This is a genomic window from Sporosarcina sp. NCCP-2222 (assembly GCF_023168145.1).
GTDB lineage: Bacteria > Bacillota > Bacilli > Bacillales_A > Planococcaceae > Sporosarcina.
In genome coordinates, this window is record NZ_BQYK01000003.1 from 65,731 (window position 1) to 84,731 (window position 19,001).

Below are 19,001 nucleotides of genomic sequence, written 5' to 3' on the forward strand. Positions count from 1 at the left end.
TTAAAACCCCTTTACATATTCTCTGTACTCGTCCAGCTCTTTCTTGAGCCCTTCCATTGTAAATGAACGGAATTCTTCCATAATCGCTTTCGCCAATTCCGTTGCAATCACATGCTCCGCCACCACGGATGCAGCGGGAACTGCACAAGGATCAGAACGCTCAATTGTCGCAACAAATGGCTCCTTCGTTTCAATATCGACACTTTCCAACGGTTTATATAAAGTTGGAATCGGCTTCATCACGCCGCGAATGACGATCGGCATGCCAGTGGACATTCCGCCTTCCAAGCCACCAAGACGATTGGATTTTCGGTAATATCCCTCTTCCTCACTCCAAGCGATTTCATCATGCACTTCACTGCCAGGAATTTTCGCCATTTCAAACCCGAGGCCGATTTCTACTCCTTTGAACGCATTAATGCTCATCATGGCGCCAGCTAGCTTGCCATCCAGCTTTCTGTCGAATTGGACATAGCTTCCGATTCCAGGAGGACAGCCTTCGATGATGACCTCGACGACGCCGCCTAGTGTATCTCCGCGCTCTTTAATGGAATCGATCGCTTCAACCATCTTGGCAGAAGCCGCAGGGTCCGCGCAGTAAACAGGATCATTTTCAACGATGTCCCGGAGTTTATCTGCTGAAAGGCCGGCATAAGCAGCGGGATCAGTTGTAACACCGCCAATTTCAGTCACATGCGAAACGGTATGTATGCCGAGTTCTCTTAAAAATTGTTTCGCGACTGCTCCGACAGCTACGCGCATCGTTGTTTCACGGGCAGAAGAACGTTCCAGGACATTTCGCAAATCCCGATGGCCGTATTTCATGCCGCCTACGAGATCCGCATGGCCGGGCCGTGGCCGGGTGATACGGCGTTTTATATCGCGCGGGTCTATATCTTCAGGCAAAGGCTCGATGCCCATAATGCCTGTCCAATGCTTCCAGTCATCGTTCACGACCGTTAATGTAACAGGGGAACCAAGCGTCTTCCCATGACGCACACCTGAAGAAATGACGACTTTATCTTTTTCTATTTGCATTCTGCGGCCGCGGCCATGCCCGCCTTGCCGCCTCTTCAATTCTTTATTGATCATCTCTTCTTGCAATTCCATTTGGGCAGGAAGCCCTTCAATGATGGCCGTCAATTGCGGACCATGTGATTCACCAGCAGTAAAAAATCTCATTTCCAAATTCCTCCTCAGCTAATCTAATCTCTAGATGATGCAGTATCCGTTTATAGCACTTTACCAAAGGAAAGGTTTTTTGACTATAGGCTATTATAAAAAAATATCCGGAAGGATCCGGATAGGATGTTATTTATCGAAGAAACTGAGCCATTTCGACATTTTATATTTTTTTGTAGAAAAAAGTATCTTCCGATTCAAAATGATATTTTGCAGGGTTGAATATTTGCTCTGTACTTCCTACAAAGAGGATGCCTCCTGGCCGCAATGCCTTAGAAAAGTTCATATAGATTTGATCTTTTGCCTCTTCCGTAAAGTAAATCATTACATTTCGGCAGACAATCAAATCAAAATCAGAGCCGTATGTATCATTCAATAAATTATGTTGTTTGAAGGTGACCGTTCGTTTGATTTCATCTTTCACTTGATAATACTGGCCTTCGTTTACAAAATAATTTTGCAGCACCGATTTAGGAACCTCTTTCAGCGAACGATCCGAGTACAAGCCAACTTTTGCCCGTTCCAACACACCTTTATCCAAATCCGTTGCGAGAATGGAAATATCAGACCGTGGAACATGGCCGGACATGACCATTGCCAAGGAATACGGTTCTTCACCTGTAGAACAAGCAGCACTCCAAATCTTCAATTTCTTTTTGTCTTTCAGAAGCATTGGAATGATTTTCTTATCCAACACGTCCCATCTCTGCCCATTCCGATAAAACTCGGAAACATTGATGGTCATGCGATCCAGAAATTCATCCAACAGCACATGATCCGTATGTATAGCTTGGTAATAATCGGAGAAATTCCGAAAACCTTTCTTCTCATATAGCGAGGTGAGCCTTCTCTTCATCTGCGCCTCTTTATATAACGACAGATCAATGCCTGTCTTTCGTTTGATGTTCTTGATGAACTCATCATAATCCGCCAACTGAGACCCTCCGTTCATAAGTTGTACCTATTATATCGAAAAAGACGCTCGATATGTAGCAAATATTATTTATTTTATTGAAATCTTAACGCATGTGTCTAAACTTTTAACAGGTTTTACGTGTGGTGGGGCTGAGCTGGATGCAGGAGTTTGTCGTAAGATACTCCGGGTTACCGGGGGGTACGCCAAATAAAGGGGATGGGGCGTCAAATAGTGTTGGCAAAGCGCCAAAATAACCTGCCTAGACGCCAAATAGTGTTGGCTTTACGCCAAATTAAACTGGATAGGCGCCAAATAGTGTCAGCGATGCGCCAAAAAAATCTGGGATCTCTCCGCATGGGATTCAATTATGATGATTAATTAACTGAGTCGGTTGGCGGTAAGTGGTTGATTTGAATGACAGTATTTCTCGCTGAACGCCAGTAAAGCGAAACGTACGCCAGTTTATCTCGCTGAACGCCAGTAACGTGAAACGAAAGCCAGATTATCCCGCTGAACGCCAGTAAAGCGAAACGAACGCCAGATTATCTCGCTGAACGCCAGTAAAGTGAAATGAACGCCATATTATCTCGCTGAACGCCAGTAAAGTGAAATGAACGCCAGATTATCTCGCTGAACGCCAGTAAAGTGAAATGAACGCCAGATTATCTCGCTGAACGCCAGTAAAGTGAAATGAACGCCAGATTATCTCGTTGAACGCCAGTAAAGCGAAACGAACGCCAGATTATCACGCTGAACGCCAGTAAAGCGAAACGAACGTCAGATTCACGCACAACCGTCGGTCACCGCTATATCTCGCACCAACACTACATCCATAGCACGCCTGCAAATCATGAGCACTCCTCCACCTCGAAAAACCAGCCATCAAAAAAACAGCCATAGCGCAATTAGCGCAAGGCTGTTTCTGAAAAATAATTAGTTGATCCAGCTAGTCATGGATTTGTCGTAAGAAACTAGCTCTTCGTCTTTGAAGAACAAGCCGATTTCACGGACAGCAGATTCTGGTGAATCAGAACCGTGGATGATGTTTTTGCCGACTGTTACTGCGAAGTCGCCGCGAACTGTTCCTGGCGCAGATTCTTTCGGGTTTGTAGCACCCATCATAAGACGAGCTGTGGAGATAACGTTTTCGCCTTCCCATACCATTGCGAAAACTGGACCAGAAGTGATGAAGTCAACTAGTTCGCCGAAGAATGGGCGCTCTTTGTGTTCACCGTAATGTTGTTCAGCAAGCTCTTGTGAAATTTGCATAAGTTTACCGCCGACCAATGTGAAGCCTTTCTTTTCGAAACGGCTGACGATTTCACCGATTAGATTACGTTGTACGCCATCAGGCTTAACCATTAAAAATGTTCTTTCCATTGATAACACTCCTTTGTGTATGTATCGGATTTTCTCCTTACTGATCGTACCACCACGATCACAATCTTTCAACTGCCAGCATAATTGTCAATAATTTCTCTTTCCTATGAAGGAGGCGATTTGAAGCAGGGCTTTCTTGGCATCCCCATCTGGCAATGCTTTCAACTCAGCAACAGCCTTCGAAAGATACCTGTCGCTGATGGCTTGCGCTTTTTCGATTGCTCCGGAATTTCGGATATAAGAAAGCATTTCGCCTCGTTCTTTTTCGGTTAACGAGCCGTCGAACGATTTCAGCATGTATGGTTTGAAATCCGGATCATCTTTTATGTATAGGATTGGCAAGGTGACATGGCCGTTCATCAGGTCGCTTCCGGCCGGTTTGCCCAGCTGCTCGTCAGTAGCGGTGATGTCCAGTATGTCATCTACGATTTGATAGGCCATCCCGGCAAAGTAGCCGAAACGGCGCATTTTCCTTACGAGAGAAGAATCCGCACCGGATACAAGCGCCCCCAATTCACAACTTGAGGAGAGCAGCAGTGCTGTTTTCCTTTTGATGCGTCGCAAATAGTCACGCAATGATTGATCTAATTTTTGCTGGTAATCAATTTGAATGATTTCGCCTTTGCAAATTTCCAACATTGTTTCGGCCAACAGGCGATGTACGCCTGCATGCTCGATTTCACCGATGGAAATGAGCGCTTTTGAAAAGATGAAATCTCCCGTGTACATGGCGATCCGATTATTCCATTTAGATTTCACCGTCTCAAAACCGCGTCGCATGTCGGAATTATCAATAACATCGTCATGGACAAGCGAGGCCATATGAATCAATTCAAGTGAAACGGCTACTTTTGAGACGCGTTCCAATGAATAATCGCCGAATTTGGATGCAAGGATGACAAAAATCGGCCGGATTCGCTTGCCACCTGCCCGTAACAGGTGGAGGGACGCTTGCCTGATAATCGGCGAAGAGGAGTCGACGGATTTCTCAAGTTCCTTTTCTATATAAGCGAGATCCTTCCGGAAGTCTGCATAAAGCGATAATAACTTCAATTTCTCCAAAACGATTACCTTCCCTGCACTCATTATTTATAGGCGATATGTCCTGCAGCGGCACCACCGCTATATTTTTTATACGAGACTTCTCTAAATCCGGCATCCACAAACAGCTGTGCAAGCTCTTTAACGCCAGGGAAATCATCAGCCGACTCCTGCAGCCATGAGTATTCATTGTAGCTTTTAGCGAACAATTTGCCGAGCATCGGCATGATCGCTTTAAAATAAAAACGGAATACTTGACGGTAGACAGGAATTTCAGACTGTGACGTCTCCAGGCACGCAGCCATGCCGCCAGGTTTCAGCACACGTCTCATTTCGGCAAGCACCGTCGGATAATCAGGCACATTACGCAAACCAAATCCAATTGTCACATAATCGAAAGTATTGTCGGGAAATGGGAGCTTCATTGCATTCCCATGCAGCAATTGGATTGTTGGATAATGATCTACTTTTGGTTGGGCATTTGCCAGCATGCCTTCGCTGAAATCCAAACCGATGACTTGTCCGTTCGGACCCGCCGCCTCTGCTAAAGCAATGGTCCAGTCAGCCGTACCACAGCAAACATCCAAAGCCGCAGAGCCTGGTTCAACATTCATGCGTGCCATGATGTCCTGCCGCCATTTTTTATGTTGGTTGAAACTAATGACCGAATTCATCTTGTCATATTCGCCCGAAATTTTTTCAAATACATGATGCACTTTTTGTTCCTTTGATGTCGTCACTCGTCATTCATCTCCTATTCGAATCGGCATGCTCAGCGAAAGGAATTATCATTTCGGTTATTTTGTTTTTTAAAGATATGGAGAGGAACGATGCATTTTCCAGCGCTAGCTCTGCCCGGTGCCTCAAGTCATTATAGGCACTCTCCATATCCGTCTCATGTATATTTTTGCCGATTACCCGTTCCTGTACACCGACAGTTCCGCTTAATCGCTCGCCAATCCATACTAGCGGCAAGACCAAATTTACGATTTCCTTATATGCAGTAAAACCATATCGTTGATAAAAATCAATTATACAGCCCGCTTCAATGATTGCGATCTTGTGGATTACTTGATCCGATCCGACGAGCGGTTTTTTCATCATATTCGTCTTCGTTTCATTAATCAGGCCGATTGTACCAGACAACGATCTAATAAACGGAAAATCCGGAAGTGACGCAAGTAAACGGTAATAGATGCCGCTAAAATGATCTCCGGAAAGCACGAGCAGCTGCTGGCTTTTCGGCGTCGCATCCATAACATCAATCCGATCGTGTACATCAAATGCGGCATGGACCGCTCCTACCGCAATTGCCGATGTTTGGAGATGACTGGACCATGCCTCTCCGTTCAACAGAGGGAGCAACAGGAAAAATGCTTTTTTTTCATCTACTATCGTTCCAGAAAAATGTCGATAGACAGTCGGTTCGTAGATGGATTGTTCCACTTCGTTAACATATTCTTTTACATATTGCATGTCTGCTCTTTCCATCTTCGAATCTCCATTCATAGACGGTCGTGCGAATCAGTCAAGTCTAATTCACTCTTTCCCCTCACTGGATACAACTCCGTGTGCTGAATGAATTTCGGCTTTCCCGCGAATTTTCATTGCCGACGTATGTTCGGTGAATTGTGCAATCATCACTTCACCTTTGTCGAGTTTCTCCGTATGGTGAAACTTCGTATCGTTCCCCCTCGTCAGACCAATGACGTTCACACCGTCCTCTTTCGCTTTTATGATAATAAAGTCAGGCTGCGTCATATTACCACTCCCCATTCATGTAAGGTATATCATATCATACAAACAAAGTGTACCGCAAAGGCGTCAAACCGATTTGATCAGCGACAGAATTTCGGCTCTTTTCACATCATCATGTTCGTAAATACCCTTTGCCACGGTCGTAACCGTCTTTGCACCCGGCTTTTTAATTCCACGCATCGTCATGCACATATGTTCCGCTTCGATAATGACGTACACTCCGATTGGATTTAGCATTTCCATCATAGCGTTTGCCACAGTCGATGTAATTCTTTCCTGGAGCTGTGGTCTTCTAGCTGTCGTCTCTACGGCGCGGGCCAGTTTGCTTAACCCTGCGACAACTCCATTTCTTGGTATGTATGCGATATGGGCATGTCCGAAAAACGGAACAAGATGATGCTCGCACATCGAGTGAAAAGGAATATCTTTCACTAACACGACTTCATCGTGGTTTTCATGAAATACAGTTTCAAAATATTGTCTCGGATCTTTATTCAGACCTTCAAAAACTTCGGCATACATTTTGGCTACCCGTTTAGGCGTCTCCAGCAGCCCTTCGCGAGAAGGATCTTCACCGATTGCTTCCAGGATCATCGTCACAGCATTTTCTATTTTTTCGTGATCCACTTCCTTCATATTACGCATCCTCCTCAACACAAACTAATACTTCCCTTAAAAGATAGTAGCATACTACCTCATTTCCGTACAGTTCAGGGTTTCATCGAAAATCCGCAGACAGACACATAAAAGGAGCCCGTCCTTTTTGCTCGCTAAACGAGCAGAAGGAACGGACTCCTATGTAAACTAAAAGATCACTTTACAGCGTCTTTAAGTGCTTTACCTGCTTTGAATGCAGGAACTTTGCTTGCTGCGATTTCGATTTCTTCACCAGATTGTGGGTTACGGCCTTTACGAGCTGCACGCTCACGCACTTCGAAGTTACCAAAACCGATCAATTGTACTTTATCACCTTTTGCAAGTGCCGATTGGATTGTATCGAATACAGCTTCCACTGCCTTAGTAGCATCCTTTTTCGTCAAACCTGCAGTTTCAGCAACTGAGTTGATCAATTCTGTCTTATTCACACTATTCACCTCCTCTCAAAGGAAATGTAATTGCTTGTCCAGCTCCGGGTGACACAGCTGCAAAGGTCCGTACACAATAAATATCGGGAATAAAGCGCCTTCAATCCATTGAACGCCTGCCACAGCCAAAACGCCGCCCTCCGCTGTTCTTTCAACACTGTAAAAAGAGTAACATACTAAAAACCGCGGTGCAACAATATTCTTAGCCTTATCCCGCTACTTTCGGTTAAATTGTCCAAAATAGCAAAAAGACCCGTGAGAAACGGATCTTTTTACGTAGTTTTGTATGTTATTACCATTTAAAAACGTTATAATTCAGCCTTTTCCTTCATGTTAGACGATAAATGTAATCATGCCCTTGTTTCCATTATTGACCATCTGCTCAATGGTTTCCCGCAATCTTTTTCGGGCATTAGGCGGCACAGAGGAAGTTTTGAATCGAATGCTTTCCTTCATTACTTCATGGAGAGGCGTTCCGAACAACTGTGTTTGCCACAAGGCATCCCGGTCATGCAAATAGGCGTTCTTCAGTTCCTTAAGCAAATGATGACTATGGAACTCCGATCCAATCAACGGGGAGAACTCAGCGTCCATATCGATACGGATAATATGAAGCGAAGGCGCGGATGCTTTCATCCGTACCCCGTAGAAATTATCCTGTTTAATCAATTCCGGCGGAGACGGTTGGAAATCAGCAATGGTTGGGAGCGCAACGCCATATCCTGTCTGTTTGGCTGTCTCGATTGCCTCAGCATACATATCGTAGGACTTTTTCGCTTTTACTGCATCCTGCACGAAGACAAGCCAATCCTTTTTCGTTCTCATCTCTCGCTGCATAATCGATTCGCAAACTTCTTGGAATGCCTGTTCGTCCATTTCAATGTTAACAGTGGCCCGCCCTTTGCCTGCGTCGACTTCAACCACTTCTGCATGCCGCACATATTTTTCATCTTTTAATCGTTCCGCCAGTTCTTGTACTTTACGAATCTTCGATACTTCCAGAAACCCTTCGTTGATTACATTATCAATAGAGGAGTTCAGTTCATGATCTGCACCGAGCACATCCATCCAATCCGGTTTCTGCAAGTCGATATGCGTAATCGGGAACTCGAATAGAGCTTCCTTCAAAATCAGTTGAATCTCCTGGGCATTTAGCTGATCAGCACTGATTGCAATGACGGGTACGCCATGACGTTCAATCAATTGTTCTTTCAGGGCGACCGTCCGGTCATGTGCAGGCATTTTCGAATTCAATACGATGACAAATGGTTTCCCGATATCCTTCAGCTTCGCGACAATTTCTTCTTCTGCAACCTCAGCTGCAGCTCTGGGAATATTATTGACTGTCCCATCCGTTGTCACCAAAATACCGATTGTTGAGTGATCACGTATTACTTTATCCGTTCCGATCCGCGCAGCTTCCTCGAATGGAATCGGCTCATTGTGCCACGGGGTATGGACGTATTTCGGCCCATCCTCATCCTCATACCCTCTTACGCCATCAATGACATAGCCGACACAATCGGCTAATCTTACTTGGAATGTCAGCTCCCCATCGCCGATGGACACTGCCGTTCCCTGGGCAGGAACGAATTTCGGCTCGGATGTCATAATAATAGGGCCAGGAGAGCTTTGTGGCAACTCATCCTGCGCTCTCGCACGATCCCCCGCATCGAGCATGTTAGGAATGACGACTTCTTCCATCACCCTTTTCACAAATGTCGATTTCCCCACACGAACAGGGCCGACCACTCCTATATAGATATCCCCATCCGTACGTCTAGCCAGATTTTCATACAACTCCTCTTTCATACGTAGCCCTCCTTTTTTTGCGCATTCTAGTTTATGTAAAAGAAAAACGTTTCATGCTAAAAGCACGAAACGTTTTATCAACCTATTTTTTTTTGCGCAAAAAGATGACTTGATTCTCTTCATTCACAGTATATGGAAGCGAGTAGGCAGGCAATATTGGATAATGGTCGGATAACAAATGGCGAATATCGTCGCCTGGTTTGACATCCGGCTTTTCATTTTCAATAATACGTCCTAAGTCGATGGAATAGTCGATATAAAAATTGCCATCCCCTCCAACAACTAGAGGTAATTGCGCATCGGAGTATGGGCTTGGAATCTGAATCGGCTCATCGTAGCCCATCTTTTCGTAATCGATTTCGAAAACAAATTCTCCTACTTCATCCTTGAAATATATTTTACCTAGGATCTGTTTTCGCAAATTTAATTCACGGATTCGTTCAGCCACCCGTAAATCGACCAACTTCACTGTAGGGTTCTCCTCCACATCCGTCAGCACATATTGATAAATGCCTCCAACCTCATAGGCATTAGATGGGATTTTCTCCATATAAGCGGGAGCCAGCTTCGAAAATTCAACAGGATACTTGATGTAGAGATCCGTTTCTTGCTCACGCGTCTTTATCGGCAATAATCCACCATTATTATTCTGATAGGATTCTACTGCTTTTTGGACAGACTGAAGCTGCTCCTCATACGGATTCTCCTTGGCGGCCTTTTCATCTCCAGGATACATACAGCCTGATAATAGTACAGTTATTGTAACAATTATGGTCAATAGAATCCCTTTTGATAAATTCTTCATCGCGCACCTCCGGTAGGACCGCTGAATACGAGATAAACCATTGCAAAAAATGAGAAGATCAGTAAAGCATACGCTATAATTGCAAACAAAAACTTTAGCAGCCGATTGGAAAGCTTATGCCGGCTTACAAAAATGAGACCCATGGAAATAGCCATGAAACCCATTGCATAGAACGACAGCCACATTTTATCCAGTGAGGACAAGGTGATTCATCCTTTCATCCAGTAAAATCTATTTCCCCAATTATTGTGACACCCGAGTTTCACCCGAAAATGTCTTCAATTTCTTGTTTTTTCATCCGGTTCATCAGTTTATCAACCGCTTCTTTAGCCGGAGTATTTTCAAACAACACAGTATATAAGGCTTCTGTCAACGGCATGGAAACGTCCATTTGCTGCGCAAGCTGATGTGCAGCTTTCGTCGTGCGCACTCCTTCGATTACCATTCCCATACCAGAAGTGACTTCTTCAAGCGTCTTGCCTTCGCCGAGCATATGACCGGCCTTCCAATTTCGGGAATGCACGCTCGTACAGGTGACAATTAAATCTCCTAGCCCTGTTAAGCCGGAGAACGTCAAAGGATTGGCTCCCATTTTGACACCAAGGCGTGTGATTTCTGCGAGCCCTCTTGTTATGAGCGCAGCTTTTGCGTTATCCCCATAGCCTAAGCCATCAGTGATTCCTGCAGCCAAAGCGATGACATTTTTCAAAGCGGCTCCAAGCTCGACACCGAGCACATCATTGTTTGTATAGACCCTGAAATGATGATTCATGAAAAGGTCTTGCACTTTTTCTGCAGCTTCCAGATTATCAGAGGCGGCAGTGACCGTCGTCGGATGGCGCAAGACCACTTCTTCCGCATGGCTTGGTCCGGATAATACAACAATCGCCTGCCGATTCTCAGGATTGATTTCTTCTTCAAGCATCTCAGAAATACGTTTTAATGAGTTTGGCTCAATGCCTTTTGAAACATGGACAAACAATTTAGGTTGTTCCACCATGCCATTAATTTCCTCACAAATTCCGCGTATCCCTTTTGTCGGCACTGCAATGATCAGAATTTCTGCATGGCAGACCGCTTTCTTCAAATCTGAAGTCGCCTGCAATGCTGTGGGCAAAGAAATACCAGGCACATAGCGCTCATTTGTGTGGCGCTCATTAATTTCAGATGCCTGCTCCTCTCTTCGAGCCCAAATTAAACAATCATGTCCATTATCGGCTAAGACAAAAGCGAGCGCAGTTCCCCAGCTGCCCGCGCCGATTACAGAAACTTTTTCCATTCAAACCATCCTCTCAACCATATGAACTATCAGCTTCGTGCTCTTGTAATCAACCGGATCGGAGTACCCTCGAATCCGAAAGCTTCACGAAGTCTATTTTGTAAAAATCGTTCATATGAAAAATGCATCAATTCGGGTTCGTTAACAAAAACGACAAAGACAGGAGGCTTAACCGCTACTTGTGTCACATAGTAAATACGCAGTCTGCGGCCTTTGTCGGATGGTGCAGGATTCCTGGCAACAGCATCTTCTATTACCTCATTGAGTACGCTGGATTGGATACGAAGTGCATGATTTTCACTTATCAATTTGATCGTATCGAACAAAGTGCGTACACGTTGCTTCGTTTTGGCTGATACATAGGCAACTGGCGCGTACTCAAGGAATTGGAACTCTTTTCGGATATCCTCTGTGAATCGGTTCATTGTCTTTTCGTCTTTCTCGACCGCATCCCATTTGTTTATAACAAACATCACACCTTTGCCTGCTTCTTCGGCATAGCCTGCAATACGCTTGTCCTGTTCACGCAATCCTTCCTCGCCATTCAAGACGATAAGGACGACATCCGATCGGTCAATTGCCTTCAAAGCACGCAATACACTGTATTTCTCTGTACTCTCGTATACTTTTCCTTTTTTACGCATGCCTGCCGTATCGATAATCTTATACTTTTGCCCCTCGTATTCATATGATGTATCGATGGCATCGCGAGTTGTTCCTGCCACGTCACTGACGATGACCCGTTCTTCTCCGAGCAATGCATTGACAAGGGAGGATTTGCCGACATTCGGCCGTCCGATCAGCGAGAAGCGAATGACATCATCGTCCTCCTGCTCTTCTGATGGGTCTGGGAAGCTGGCTGCAACAGCGTCAAGCAAATCCCCAAGACCGATCCCATGAGAACCTGAAATCGGATACGGATCACCAAACCCTAATGAATAGAAGTCATAAATCATTTCCCTCATATCTGGGTTGTCGATTTTATTGACTGCCAATACAACAGGTTTTTTCGTCTTATATAACATTTTAGCAACTTGTTCGTCCGCATCTGTCACGCCATCCCGACCGTTTGTAAGGAAAATGATGACATCTGCCTCATCAATCGCAATTTCCGCTTGTAGGCGAATTTGCTCTAAGAACGGTTCATCGCCGATATCAATGCCGCCTGTATCAATTAAATTAAATTCATGTGCCAACCAGTCTGCAGAGCTGTAGATACGGTCGCGCGTCACGCCAGACACGTCTTCCACGATTGATATCCGCTCTCCCACTATCCGATTGAAGATTGTCGATTTCCCGACATTTGGTCTGCCGACAATCGCCACTGTTGGTTTCGTCATAATTAAAACATCCTTCCGACTCTATCTCTAGACATTATACAGAAAAAAGATGATGATGCCTATAAAAGCATCATCATCATCCAGAATGTTATTCACATTTTGTGTCCAAATGGGATTTCCATTCGTTATTCCGAGAATTTCTTCAGTTGATCACCAATTACATCACTTAAGGAGAAGCCTGTTTCCTCTTTCATTTCGTAATCGCCATATGATTCTTCCTCTTCCTTTTCAATCAAATCTTTAATGCTTAAGGAGAGGCGTTTCTCATCTGCGTTTACATCAAGGACTTTTACTTTCACCTGTTGACCTTCTTCGAGCACTTCATGCGGTGTACCGATATGCTCATGTGAAATACGGGAAATATGGACAAGGCCTTCGACGCCAGGCAACACTTCAACAAATGCACCATAGGAAACGAGCCGCTTCACAGTGCCTTCGAATACGGAGCCAACTGGAGCCTTCTCCTCTATATCTTCCCACGGGCCAGGCAGTGTGTCTTTAATGGACAAGGAAATCCGCTCCGAATCGCGGTCCACAGAAAGGACCTTAACCTTCACCTTGTCTCCCTCTTTCAATACATCGGATACTTTTTCAATATGCTCATGCGATAATTGTGAGATGTGGACCAATCCATCCACACCGCCGATATCGACGAATGCTCCGAAAGAAGCGATTCGCTGAACAGTTCCTTCCAGCACGTCTCCTTCTTTCAGGTCATCGAGCACTTCCTCTTTTTTCTGAGACTTTTCTTCTTGAAGAACTGCGCGATGGGAAAGGATCAGACGATTCTTTTCCTTATCCATTTCAACAATTTTAAATGTCATAGTGCGCCCTTTATAATCGTCAAATGTCTCAACGAAGTGATCCTCCACCAAGGAAGCAGGAATGAACCCTCTGACACCTAGATCAACAACCAAGCCGCCTTTGACGACATCCTTCACTTCTGTTTCGATTGTTTCATTGTTGTTGAATTTTTCCTCAAGGTCTCCCCATGCATCTTCCGCATCAACTTTACGCTTGGAAAGTACATAGTTATCCTCTTCCACTTTTGTGACAATGAGTTCAAGTTCATCCCCAACCGAAACAGCATCTCCCGCTTTTTCGATATGAAGACTGGACAACTCGCTGATCGGAATGACGCCATCAAATGGAGCGCCTGAAATTTCTACAGTTACGGATTTATCTTCGATCTTTGTCACCTTGCCAGTGACACGGTCACCCTCTTTGTATCCGTTCATTGCATCCAAATTCATCTCTTCAGTCATATGTAGTCCTCCTCCATAATGAATCCTACTTCTATATTATTCGAATCGGTGAGTAAAAACAAAAAATTACCCTTGCCATTTTATTTATTTTTTTCGATCAATTGTCGAATCGCATCCATGATCACTTCTGTCACTTCATCGGCAGACGCTTTTCGTTCCCGGTATTCGGTCATATCGAGCGGCTTTCCATATATGACCTTCAAACGTTTGAATGGCTTGTACGATCCTACGATAGCGCAAGGGACGACCACTGCATTTCCTTTTAATGCAAAGAAACCGGCACCCGCTAGCCCCTTACCAAGTTCACCCGTCTTGCTCCTCGTGCCTTCCGGAAATAGACCGACGACATTCCCTTCTTTCAATAACTTTAATGTCGTCCGAAACGCTTCCCGATCACTCATCCCTCTTTTGACGGGATAAGCATTGACACTAGGAAGAATACTTTTTAAGACTGGTACCTTAAATAACTCTTCCTTTGCCATAAAGTGAACGGTGCGAGGGCAAGTGATGCCCACAACCGGCGGATCAAAATTATCTATGTGATTCGCACAAAGCAACACCCCGCCCTCGTCAGGAAAATTTTCTTTACCGATCACTTGGATTCGGTATAAAGGGAAAAAGATCGTGCTAACAAGAAATTTGCCTAAAGGATATAAGTTCATTTCTTCATCCTCTTTTCAGCAAGCCCGATGATCTCTTCTACAACTTCATCTATAGTCATAGAAGTCGTATCAATTACGACGGCGTCTTCTGCCTTTTTGAGCGGCGAGACAATTCGCTCGCTGTCAGCCCTGTCCCGCTCGGCAATCTGCGCCTTTAATTGTTCAACAGGTGTATGGATTCCACGTTTCTCATCTTCCAGATGGCGCCGTATTGCACGTTCTTCTACAGAAGCTGTCATGAATACTTTCAGTTCGGCATCAGGTAAGACAGCTGTTCCGATATCCCGTCCATCCATAACGACACCTGTTGCAAGGGCGAGCTTCCGTTGTTTATCAACCATCAGATGGCGGACATTTTCGTGTGCTGCTACCTCCGAAACATTCGCTGTGACCTGCGGGGAACGAATTTCCTCTGTGCAATCCAAACCGTCGATAAAAACGATTTGGCCAGTAGGAGATGGCTGAAGGCGTAGTTCCGTCTGCTCCAAAAGTGATGTCAGTTCATGATCACTAGTAATATTTATGTCATTGACAAGTGCTTTATGTGTTAATGCACGGTACATGGCACCAGTGTCGATGTACGTGAAATCCAATTTTTCTGCTATGCGTTTGGCAATTGTGCTCTTCCCCGCAGCTGCAGGTCCATCAATTGCAATCTTTATCCCTTTTGACATATCTTCTACCCCCGAATTCAATTCGAAAACATTGTAACATAAGGAAGTGGGAAAAGTCCCTTCAAAAAGGACTTTTCCCACCGTTTCTTCCAACTCTATAAAGGTTATAATGCTTCTTTCCGACTTTGCAGTTGCCGTTCAAAACAAAAACGGATAATATGCTGCCGATCCGCATCCATCGTATCAATAAATTGCAAAGAAGCAAGCCTTCTGCCGTCTTTTTCCCAAGTCCGTACAGCTAGTGCATCCGTACGCACATAATAGATGTCGTCATTGAGAAATGGTAGTGCAATAAACAAAGACAACCGTTGATTTTCCTCAAATTCTTCCTTTTGTCCAAGATGTAGCGCAATTCCTCCGGCACTGATATCCTCCGCTACATACTGATCAAAACCGCGGCCGTCGTTAACCGCTACATCAATTGGCGTCTCCACCCTGACGTATTCTCTGCGCTGAATTTTGACCAACTCCTGGTCTCCTGGATAGGACAGTTGTAACATGGGGATGCCCCGATTCACCCTGCCTTTTACTTCAGTTCGAAAGGCATATGACATTTTAAGTTGATCTACAAATGTCACTAAGAGCTGGGTCCCATCCATGAAAAAAGCGGTACGGTCCGTCTCCATGTGAATCGGATAATCAATCATGAAATGATCCTGTCCTAAATCAACTACCTTGCTTTTATACTTATCACTATTCTCCGTAAGATCTTTATCGATAATAATCGACGAACCGATCGAAAGTCTCATTTTCATCAACACCTACCATTTACTCATGCTTCTTTTATTATGTCACGGTATGGTGCATTTTCCAATGATCAATTGACGAAAATTAGAAAAGTTTTTCTGTCTTGAGTACTTCTTTCGTTTCTGTATCTACGAGAACTTGGTAAGTGCCGATGCCTTTTTCGTCTTCCTTCGTGACAGTTAAGAAATATGCCAGCCTTTGCTTTAGTTGCTCATTTTCAACATACGCCAGTTCTTCTTTCTCTACTTTGACCCCATTATGGAAGAAGGTTTTCCAATTAATTTTTACGATTGGCTGATCCTCTAGTTTTTCCTTTCGGATATACTCCGCTGCGTTTAAACCAACGATTTCGCCAGTATCTTTAGCCGCTTTGATGTGGATGACATCTGAGAATACTTTCGCCTTGTGCAGAGGCTCGACTCTTACATAGACAAAGTGCCAGGCATTTGAATTTTCTCTGGCTTCCTCAAATACGACATCCCGGTAGCCCGCTTTTTCAAGAAATTCTTCGGTCCTCTGTTTAATATCATCAAATGAAACAGCAGGTTCACCAAATGGACGATCTGCCAAGTAGGATAGCACATGTCCGCCTTTTTCTGTTATATCGATATATCCGACAGTTTGATTTGAAGCAAAACGGATATGGTAAAATGGATACGGTGCTCCGGGCTGGCTTTTCTCCACTCCGATCACATCGTTTGTAACCTGCGGAAACACTTGTTTGAATATCGAAACCGCTTCATCTTTTGAAACTTCTGGATCCGTAATGTTTTGTAAGTCCTTTTTCTTCATGGCATCCGATTCGCTTGCTGTTAATGGGAAATCACTCTCTGTATATTGCTTCACCGAATTCCCTTTTTGCGACCAATCCACGTCTGAACTCTTCGCATCTAACCGCTCTACCCACTCGTTCATGGAATAACGGCCATCCACCAGCCCTGCTGTGGCGACTTGCCAATCCGTAGACATAAGCTGCAGATTTTTCGATGCTTTGCTCATCACTTTTTCAAAATCACCTGAATTGGACAAACGGTCGGCCTCTTTTGCGTAACTGCCGACTCTACTTAAATAATTACTCCATGCTGTGGAAAAACTCGCATCCAACGGAAGGGAATCAATAGAACCCCGAATATCAGAAGTGAGTCGCCAAATATCCTCACGTGCTTTTTTTGAGCCATCGGATTCATTGAAAAGCAACGACTTTTCTATCGCTATATTCAATTCATCCAGTTTTTCCGAAGCATCCGCCATCCGCTTTGCGTACTGTCCGCTTAAAGCGAGAGCGAGTTTGTCATTCTCTTTTGCCTTATCATACGAAAAGACAGCCAAAGCGACGAGCGCAAAAGATAATACAAATATTATTTTTTTCATATACAATGCAATTCGCCGAAACACTTGATCTCAGCAATATGCCAAACCTCCTTTAATATGAAGTGCAATCAGTGACAGAATATATGCAGGCCGATTTTCTTGACTTGCGGCCTGGACCATATCCACTTACTCGTTGCTGTAATTGGGTTGAAGTAATAGATCGAGTTCTCACTTGGATCCCAGCCGTTTAACGCATCCAGCACAGCTTCCTTAGCCCGTTCATTCGGTTCCAGCCAAATTTGTCCATCTGAGACTGCCGTAAAGGCTCCTGGCTGGAAGATCACTCCACCAACAGTGTTCGGGAAATCGGGATGCTCGACTCGGTTTAGGATGACTGCCGCCACTGCAACCTGGCCTTCATATGGTTCGCCTCTGGCCTCTCCATACACCGCGTTAGCCATCAGCTTTAAATCTTGCTCTGAGTATTTAGACGGAAGATGGGCTTGTTCGGTTTTGCCTCCCCCTTGCTTGACTTGTGCGGAAAGCGGGGTTCCTCCATAATGCGTAAATTGATTACCTTTTGCTAAATTGTCCATTACAAATTTCTCGTTGTACTCCGAAACAGAAGTAAGTTTCTTCTTCGTATTTGCTCCTGCAATTCCGTCGGTAGGCAGTCCATAACTATCTTGGAAATTACGGAGCGCCCAATAAGTGCCATAACCAAACTTCCCGTCTATCGTTCCTTTATAAAAGCCGATATATTGAAGCCTGGCTTGCAACTCAATTACATCGTCACCCGTTGAGCCCCTCCCCAAGTCCCGTGCTGTAAACGCGCGGGATGTGTCCATTGATGAACCACAGAGAGCCATAATCAGCATGAAGAGAGCAATAGTTTTTAAAATGCTTTTTTTCACTGGTGATTCCTCCTTTCTGTCAGTGTGGTCCAAAATTAAACAAATTATGAGGGAATAAAAAAAGACCTGATTGTCTGAAGACAACCAGGTTCATTACTATAGTTGAGCTTTTTTACGGAACTGCTGCATAGCAAACGTATGAGCATATTTTACTCTCGTTAAACCAAACCACCAGAGGAACAGCATAAACGGAATAATTAAGTATAAGGAGAAATCGTTAACGGCTAGTATGCCATTGTATATGAAGTGAAGCATGAACGGAGCAAACAGTGCAAAGAGCAGCATGCCATTTTTATTGGAACGCGTTGTAAATTTGGCTCTTCCAAAATAATAGCCCATTACGACACCGAATAACGCATGGCTTGATACAGGCAGCAATGCACGCAAAAAGGCAGTATCCAGACCGAATGTGAGCAAATATAAAATGTTCTCGACAGTCGCAAACCCTAAGGAAACACTCGCCCCATATAAAATGCCGTCATATGCATCTTCAAATTCAACATGTCTAAAGATAGCGATTAGTAAAATTAACCATTTGAAGAATTCCTCAAGCCAGCTTGTGAACACCGCATTTCGAATAAATTCATTAGAAAATACATGTTCTTCCTCAAAAACATGCTGCATAAACAGGATCGGGAAAGTCATGACGGCGCCGTATATGAATGTGTGAAATAACGTCTTGGATGGCTCTGTAGCGATCTGTTTACGTAAATAAAGATAACTGAAAAGCGCCAAGCCAGGCGCTATTGCCACAGTTAGCAAAATAATCATGACCGGGCCCCCTTTCCCGCCATTATATCATGTTTCCATTGGCACAAGATGTGTGTTTA

Annotated in this window: 21 protein-coding genes; all 21 read right to left on the bottom strand. The window is 44.4% G+C overall.

What is annotated here, in order from left to right; genetic code table 11:
- Positions 1-1,182, bottom strand: coding sequence for a chorismate synthase (gene aroC / locus NCCP2222_RS07115; RefSeq protein WP_248511042.1), 1,182 nt, complete (start codon positions 1,180-1,182; stop codon positions 1-3).
- Between the two features lie 163 nt (positions 1,183-1,345).
- Positions 1,346-2,116 (bottom strand): CheR family methyltransferase, encoded by a 771-nt coding sequence (locus NCCP2222_RS07120; RefSeq protein ID WP_282570676.1) that lies wholly within the window; start codon positions 2,114-2,116, stop codon positions 1,346-1,348.
- 915 nt (positions 2,117-3,031) lie between these two features.
- Positions 3,032-3,478: a nucleoside-diphosphate kinase gene (gene ndk, locus NCCP2222_RS07125; RefSeq protein ID WP_238083759.1), complete on the bottom strand. Its 447-nt coding sequence runs from the start codon at positions 3,476-3,478 to the stop codon at positions 3,032-3,034.
- An 87-nt stretch (positions 3,479-3,565) separates the two neighbouring features.
- On the bottom strand, positions 3,566-4,540 hold the full coding sequence (locus tag NCCP2222_RS07130; protein ID WP_248511046.1) for a polyprenyl synthetase family protein: 975 nt from the start codon (positions 4,538-4,540) through the stop codon (positions 3,566-3,568).
- A 23-nt stretch (positions 4,541-4,563) separates the two neighbouring features.
- On the bottom strand, positions 4,564-5,259 hold the full coding sequence (locus NCCP2222_RS07135; protein ID WP_248511049.1) for a demethylmenaquinone methyltransferase: 696 nt from the start codon (positions 5,257-5,259) through the stop codon (positions 4,564-4,566).
- Positions 5,260-5,266: 7 nt separating this feature from the next.
- The gene (locus tag NCCP2222_RS07140; protein ID WP_248511051.1) at positions 5,267-6,010 is read right to left on the bottom strand and encodes a heptaprenyl diphosphate synthase component 1; all 744 of its coding nucleotides are present in this window, start codon (positions 6,008-6,010) and stop codon (positions 5,267-5,269) included.
- A gap of 48 nt (positions 6,011-6,058) precedes the next feature.
- Entirely contained in the window at positions 6,059-6,280 is a 222-nt protein-coding gene (mtrB, locus tag NCCP2222_RS07145; protein ID WP_238083768.1) for a trp RNA-binding attenuation protein MtrB, read from the bottom strand.
- Positions 6,281-6,343: 63 nt separating this feature from the next.
- Complete coding sequence (folE, locus tag NCCP2222_RS07150) at positions 6,344-6,913, bottom strand: GTP cyclohydrolase I FolE (protein WP_248511053.1); 570 nt, start codon at positions 6,911-6,913, stop codon at positions 6,344-6,346.
- Positions 6,914-7,089: 176 nt separating this feature from the next.
- On the bottom strand, positions 7,090-7,362 hold the full coding sequence (locus NCCP2222_RS07155) for an HU family DNA-binding protein (protein ID WP_184206482.1): 273 nt from the start codon (positions 7,360-7,362) through the stop codon (positions 7,090-7,092).
- 333 nt (positions 7,363-7,695) lie between these two features.
- Positions 7,696-9,174, bottom strand: a complete 1,479-nt coding sequence (gene spoIVA / locus NCCP2222_RS07160) for a stage IV sporulation protein A (protein WP_248511055.1) — start codon at positions 9,172-9,174, stop codon at positions 7,696-7,698.
- An 82-nt stretch (positions 9,175-9,256) separates the two neighbouring features.
- Positions 9,257-9,979, bottom strand: coding sequence for a hypothetical protein (locus NCCP2222_RS07165; protein ID WP_248511057.1), 723 nt, complete (start codon positions 9,977-9,979; stop codon positions 9,257-9,259).
- The gene (locus NCCP2222_RS07170) at positions 9,976-10,164 is read right to left on the bottom strand and encodes a DUF2768 domain-containing protein (RefSeq protein ID WP_375709171.1); all 189 of its coding nucleotides are present in this window, start codon (positions 10,162-10,164) and stop codon (positions 9,976-9,978) included. The genes NCCP2222_RS07165 and NCCP2222_RS07170 overlap by 4 nt, the downstream gene beginning before the upstream one ends.
- 77 nt (positions 10,165-10,241) lie before the next feature.
- The gene (locus NCCP2222_RS07175; protein ID WP_248511063.1) at positions 10,242-11,258 is read right to left on the bottom strand and encodes an NAD(P)H-dependent glycerol-3-phosphate dehydrogenase; all 1,017 of its coding nucleotides are present in this window, start codon (positions 11,256-11,258) and stop codon (positions 10,242-10,244) included.
- A 29-nt stretch (positions 11,259-11,287) separates the two neighbouring features.
- Positions 11,288-12,598, bottom strand: a complete 1,311-nt coding sequence (gene der / locus NCCP2222_RS07180) for a ribosome biogenesis GTPase Der (protein WP_248511065.1) — start codon at positions 12,596-12,598, stop codon at positions 11,288-11,290.
- A gap of 125 nt (positions 12,599-12,723) precedes the next feature.
- A complete protein-coding gene (gene rpsA, locus NCCP2222_RS07185) occupies positions 12,724-13,863 on the bottom strand; it encodes a 30S ribosomal protein S1 (protein WP_248511067.1) in 1,140 nt (379 codons plus the stop codon).
- A gap of 80 nt (positions 13,864-13,943) precedes the next feature.
- Complete coding sequence (locus NCCP2222_RS07190) at positions 13,944-14,525, bottom strand: lysophospholipid acyltransferase family protein (protein ID WP_248511069.1); 582 nt, start codon at positions 14,523-14,525, stop codon at positions 13,944-13,946.
- Entirely contained in the window at positions 14,522-15,199 is a 678-nt protein-coding gene (gene cmk / locus NCCP2222_RS07195; RefSeq protein WP_248511071.1) for a (d)CMP kinase, read from the bottom strand. Before cmk ends, NCCP2222_RS07190 begins: the two co-directional genes overlap by 4 nt.
- A 104-nt stretch (positions 15,200-15,303) precedes the next feature.
- Positions 15,304-15,948, bottom strand: coding sequence for a flagellar brake protein (locus NCCP2222_RS07200; RefSeq protein ID WP_248511073.1), 645 nt, complete (start codon positions 15,946-15,948; stop codon positions 15,304-15,306).
- 82 nt (positions 15,949-16,030) lie between these two features.
- Positions 16,031-17,317 (bottom strand): PepSY1/2 domain-containing protein, encoded by a 1,287-nt coding sequence (locus NCCP2222_RS07205; RefSeq protein ID WP_248511075.1) that lies wholly within the window; start codon positions 17,315-17,317, stop codon positions 16,031-16,033.
- Positions 17,318-17,385: 68 nt separating this feature from the next.
- The gene (sleB, locus tag NCCP2222_RS07210; RefSeq protein WP_375709172.1) at positions 17,386-18,126 is read right to left on the bottom strand and encodes a spore cortex-lytic enzyme; all 741 of its coding nucleotides are present in this window, start codon (positions 18,124-18,126) and stop codon (positions 17,386-17,388) included.
- A 141-nt stretch (positions 18,127-18,267) separates the two neighbouring features.
- Positions 18,268-18,942 (bottom strand): glutamic-type intramembrane protease PrsW, encoded by a 675-nt coding sequence (prsW, locus tag NCCP2222_RS07215; protein ID WP_238083794.1) that lies wholly within the window; start codon positions 18,940-18,942, stop codon positions 18,268-18,270.
- Positions 18,943-19,001: the final 59 nt, after the last annotated feature.

Bases quoted from the DNA above. Each gene is read 5' to 3' on its own strand.
- cmk (WP_248511071.1), bottom strand. From the start codon at position 15,199: ATGTCAAAAGGGATAAAGATTGCAATTGATGGACCTGCAGCTGCGGGG.
- der (WP_248511065.1), bottom strand. From the start codon at position 12,598: ATGACGAAACCAACAGTGGCGATTGTCGGCAGACCAAATGTCGGGAAA.
- aroC (WP_248511042.1), bottom strand. From the start codon at position 1,182: ATGAGATTTTTTACTGCTGGTGAATCACATGGTCCGCAATTGACGGCC.
- NCCP2222_RS07165 (WP_248511057.1), bottom strand. From the start codon at position 9,979: ATGAAGAATTTATCAAAAGGGATTCTATTGACCATAATTGTTACAATA.
- NCCP2222_RS07200 (WP_248511073.1), bottom strand. From the start codon at position 15,948: ATGAGACTTTCGATCGGTTCGTCGATTATTATCGATAAAGATCTTACG.
- spoIVA (WP_248511055.1), bottom strand. From the start codon at position 9,174: ATGAAAGAGGAGTTGTATGAAAATCTGGCTAGACGTACGGATGGGGAT.
- NCCP2222_RS07170 (WP_375709171.1), bottom strand. From the start codon at position 10,164: ATGTGGCTGTCGTTCTATGCAATGGGTTTCATGGCTATTTCCATGGGT.
- prsW (WP_238083794.1), bottom strand. From the start codon at position 18,942: ATGATTATTTTGCTAACTGTGGCAATAGCGCCTGGCTTGGCGCTTTTC.
- NCCP2222_RS07205 (WP_248511075.1), bottom strand. From the start codon at position 17,317: ATGAAAAAAATAATATTTGTATTATCTTTTGCGCTCGTCGCTTTGGCT.
- sleB (WP_375709172.1), bottom strand. From the start codon at position 18,126: ATGGCTCTCTGTGGTTCATCAATGGACACATCCCGCGCGTTTACAGCA.
- NCCP2222_RS07190 (WP_248511069.1), bottom strand. From the start codon at position 14,525: ATGAACTTATATCCTTTAGGCAAATTTCTTGTTAGCACGATCTTTTTC.
- NCCP2222_RS07140 (WP_248511051.1), bottom strand. From the start codon at position 6,010: ATGGAAAGAGCAGACATGCAATATGTAAAAGAATATGTTAACGAAGTG.
- folE (WP_248511053.1), bottom strand. From the start codon at position 6,913: ATGAAGGAAGTGGATCACGAAAAAATAGAAAATGCTGTGACGATGATC.
- mtrB (WP_238083768.1), bottom strand. From the start codon at position 6,280: ATGACGCAGCCTGACTTTATTATCATAAAAGCGAAAGAGGACGGTGTG.
- rpsA (WP_248511067.1), bottom strand. From the start codon at position 13,863: ATGACTGAAGAGATGAATTTGGATGCAATGAACGGATACAAAGAGGGT.
- NCCP2222_RS07175 (WP_248511063.1), bottom strand. From the start codon at position 11,258: ATGGAAAAAGTTTCTGTAATCGGCGCGGGCAGCTGGGGAACTGCGCTC.
- ndk (WP_238083759.1), bottom strand. From the start codon at position 3,478: ATGGAAAGAACATTTTTAATGGTTAAGCCTGATGGCGTACAACGTAAT.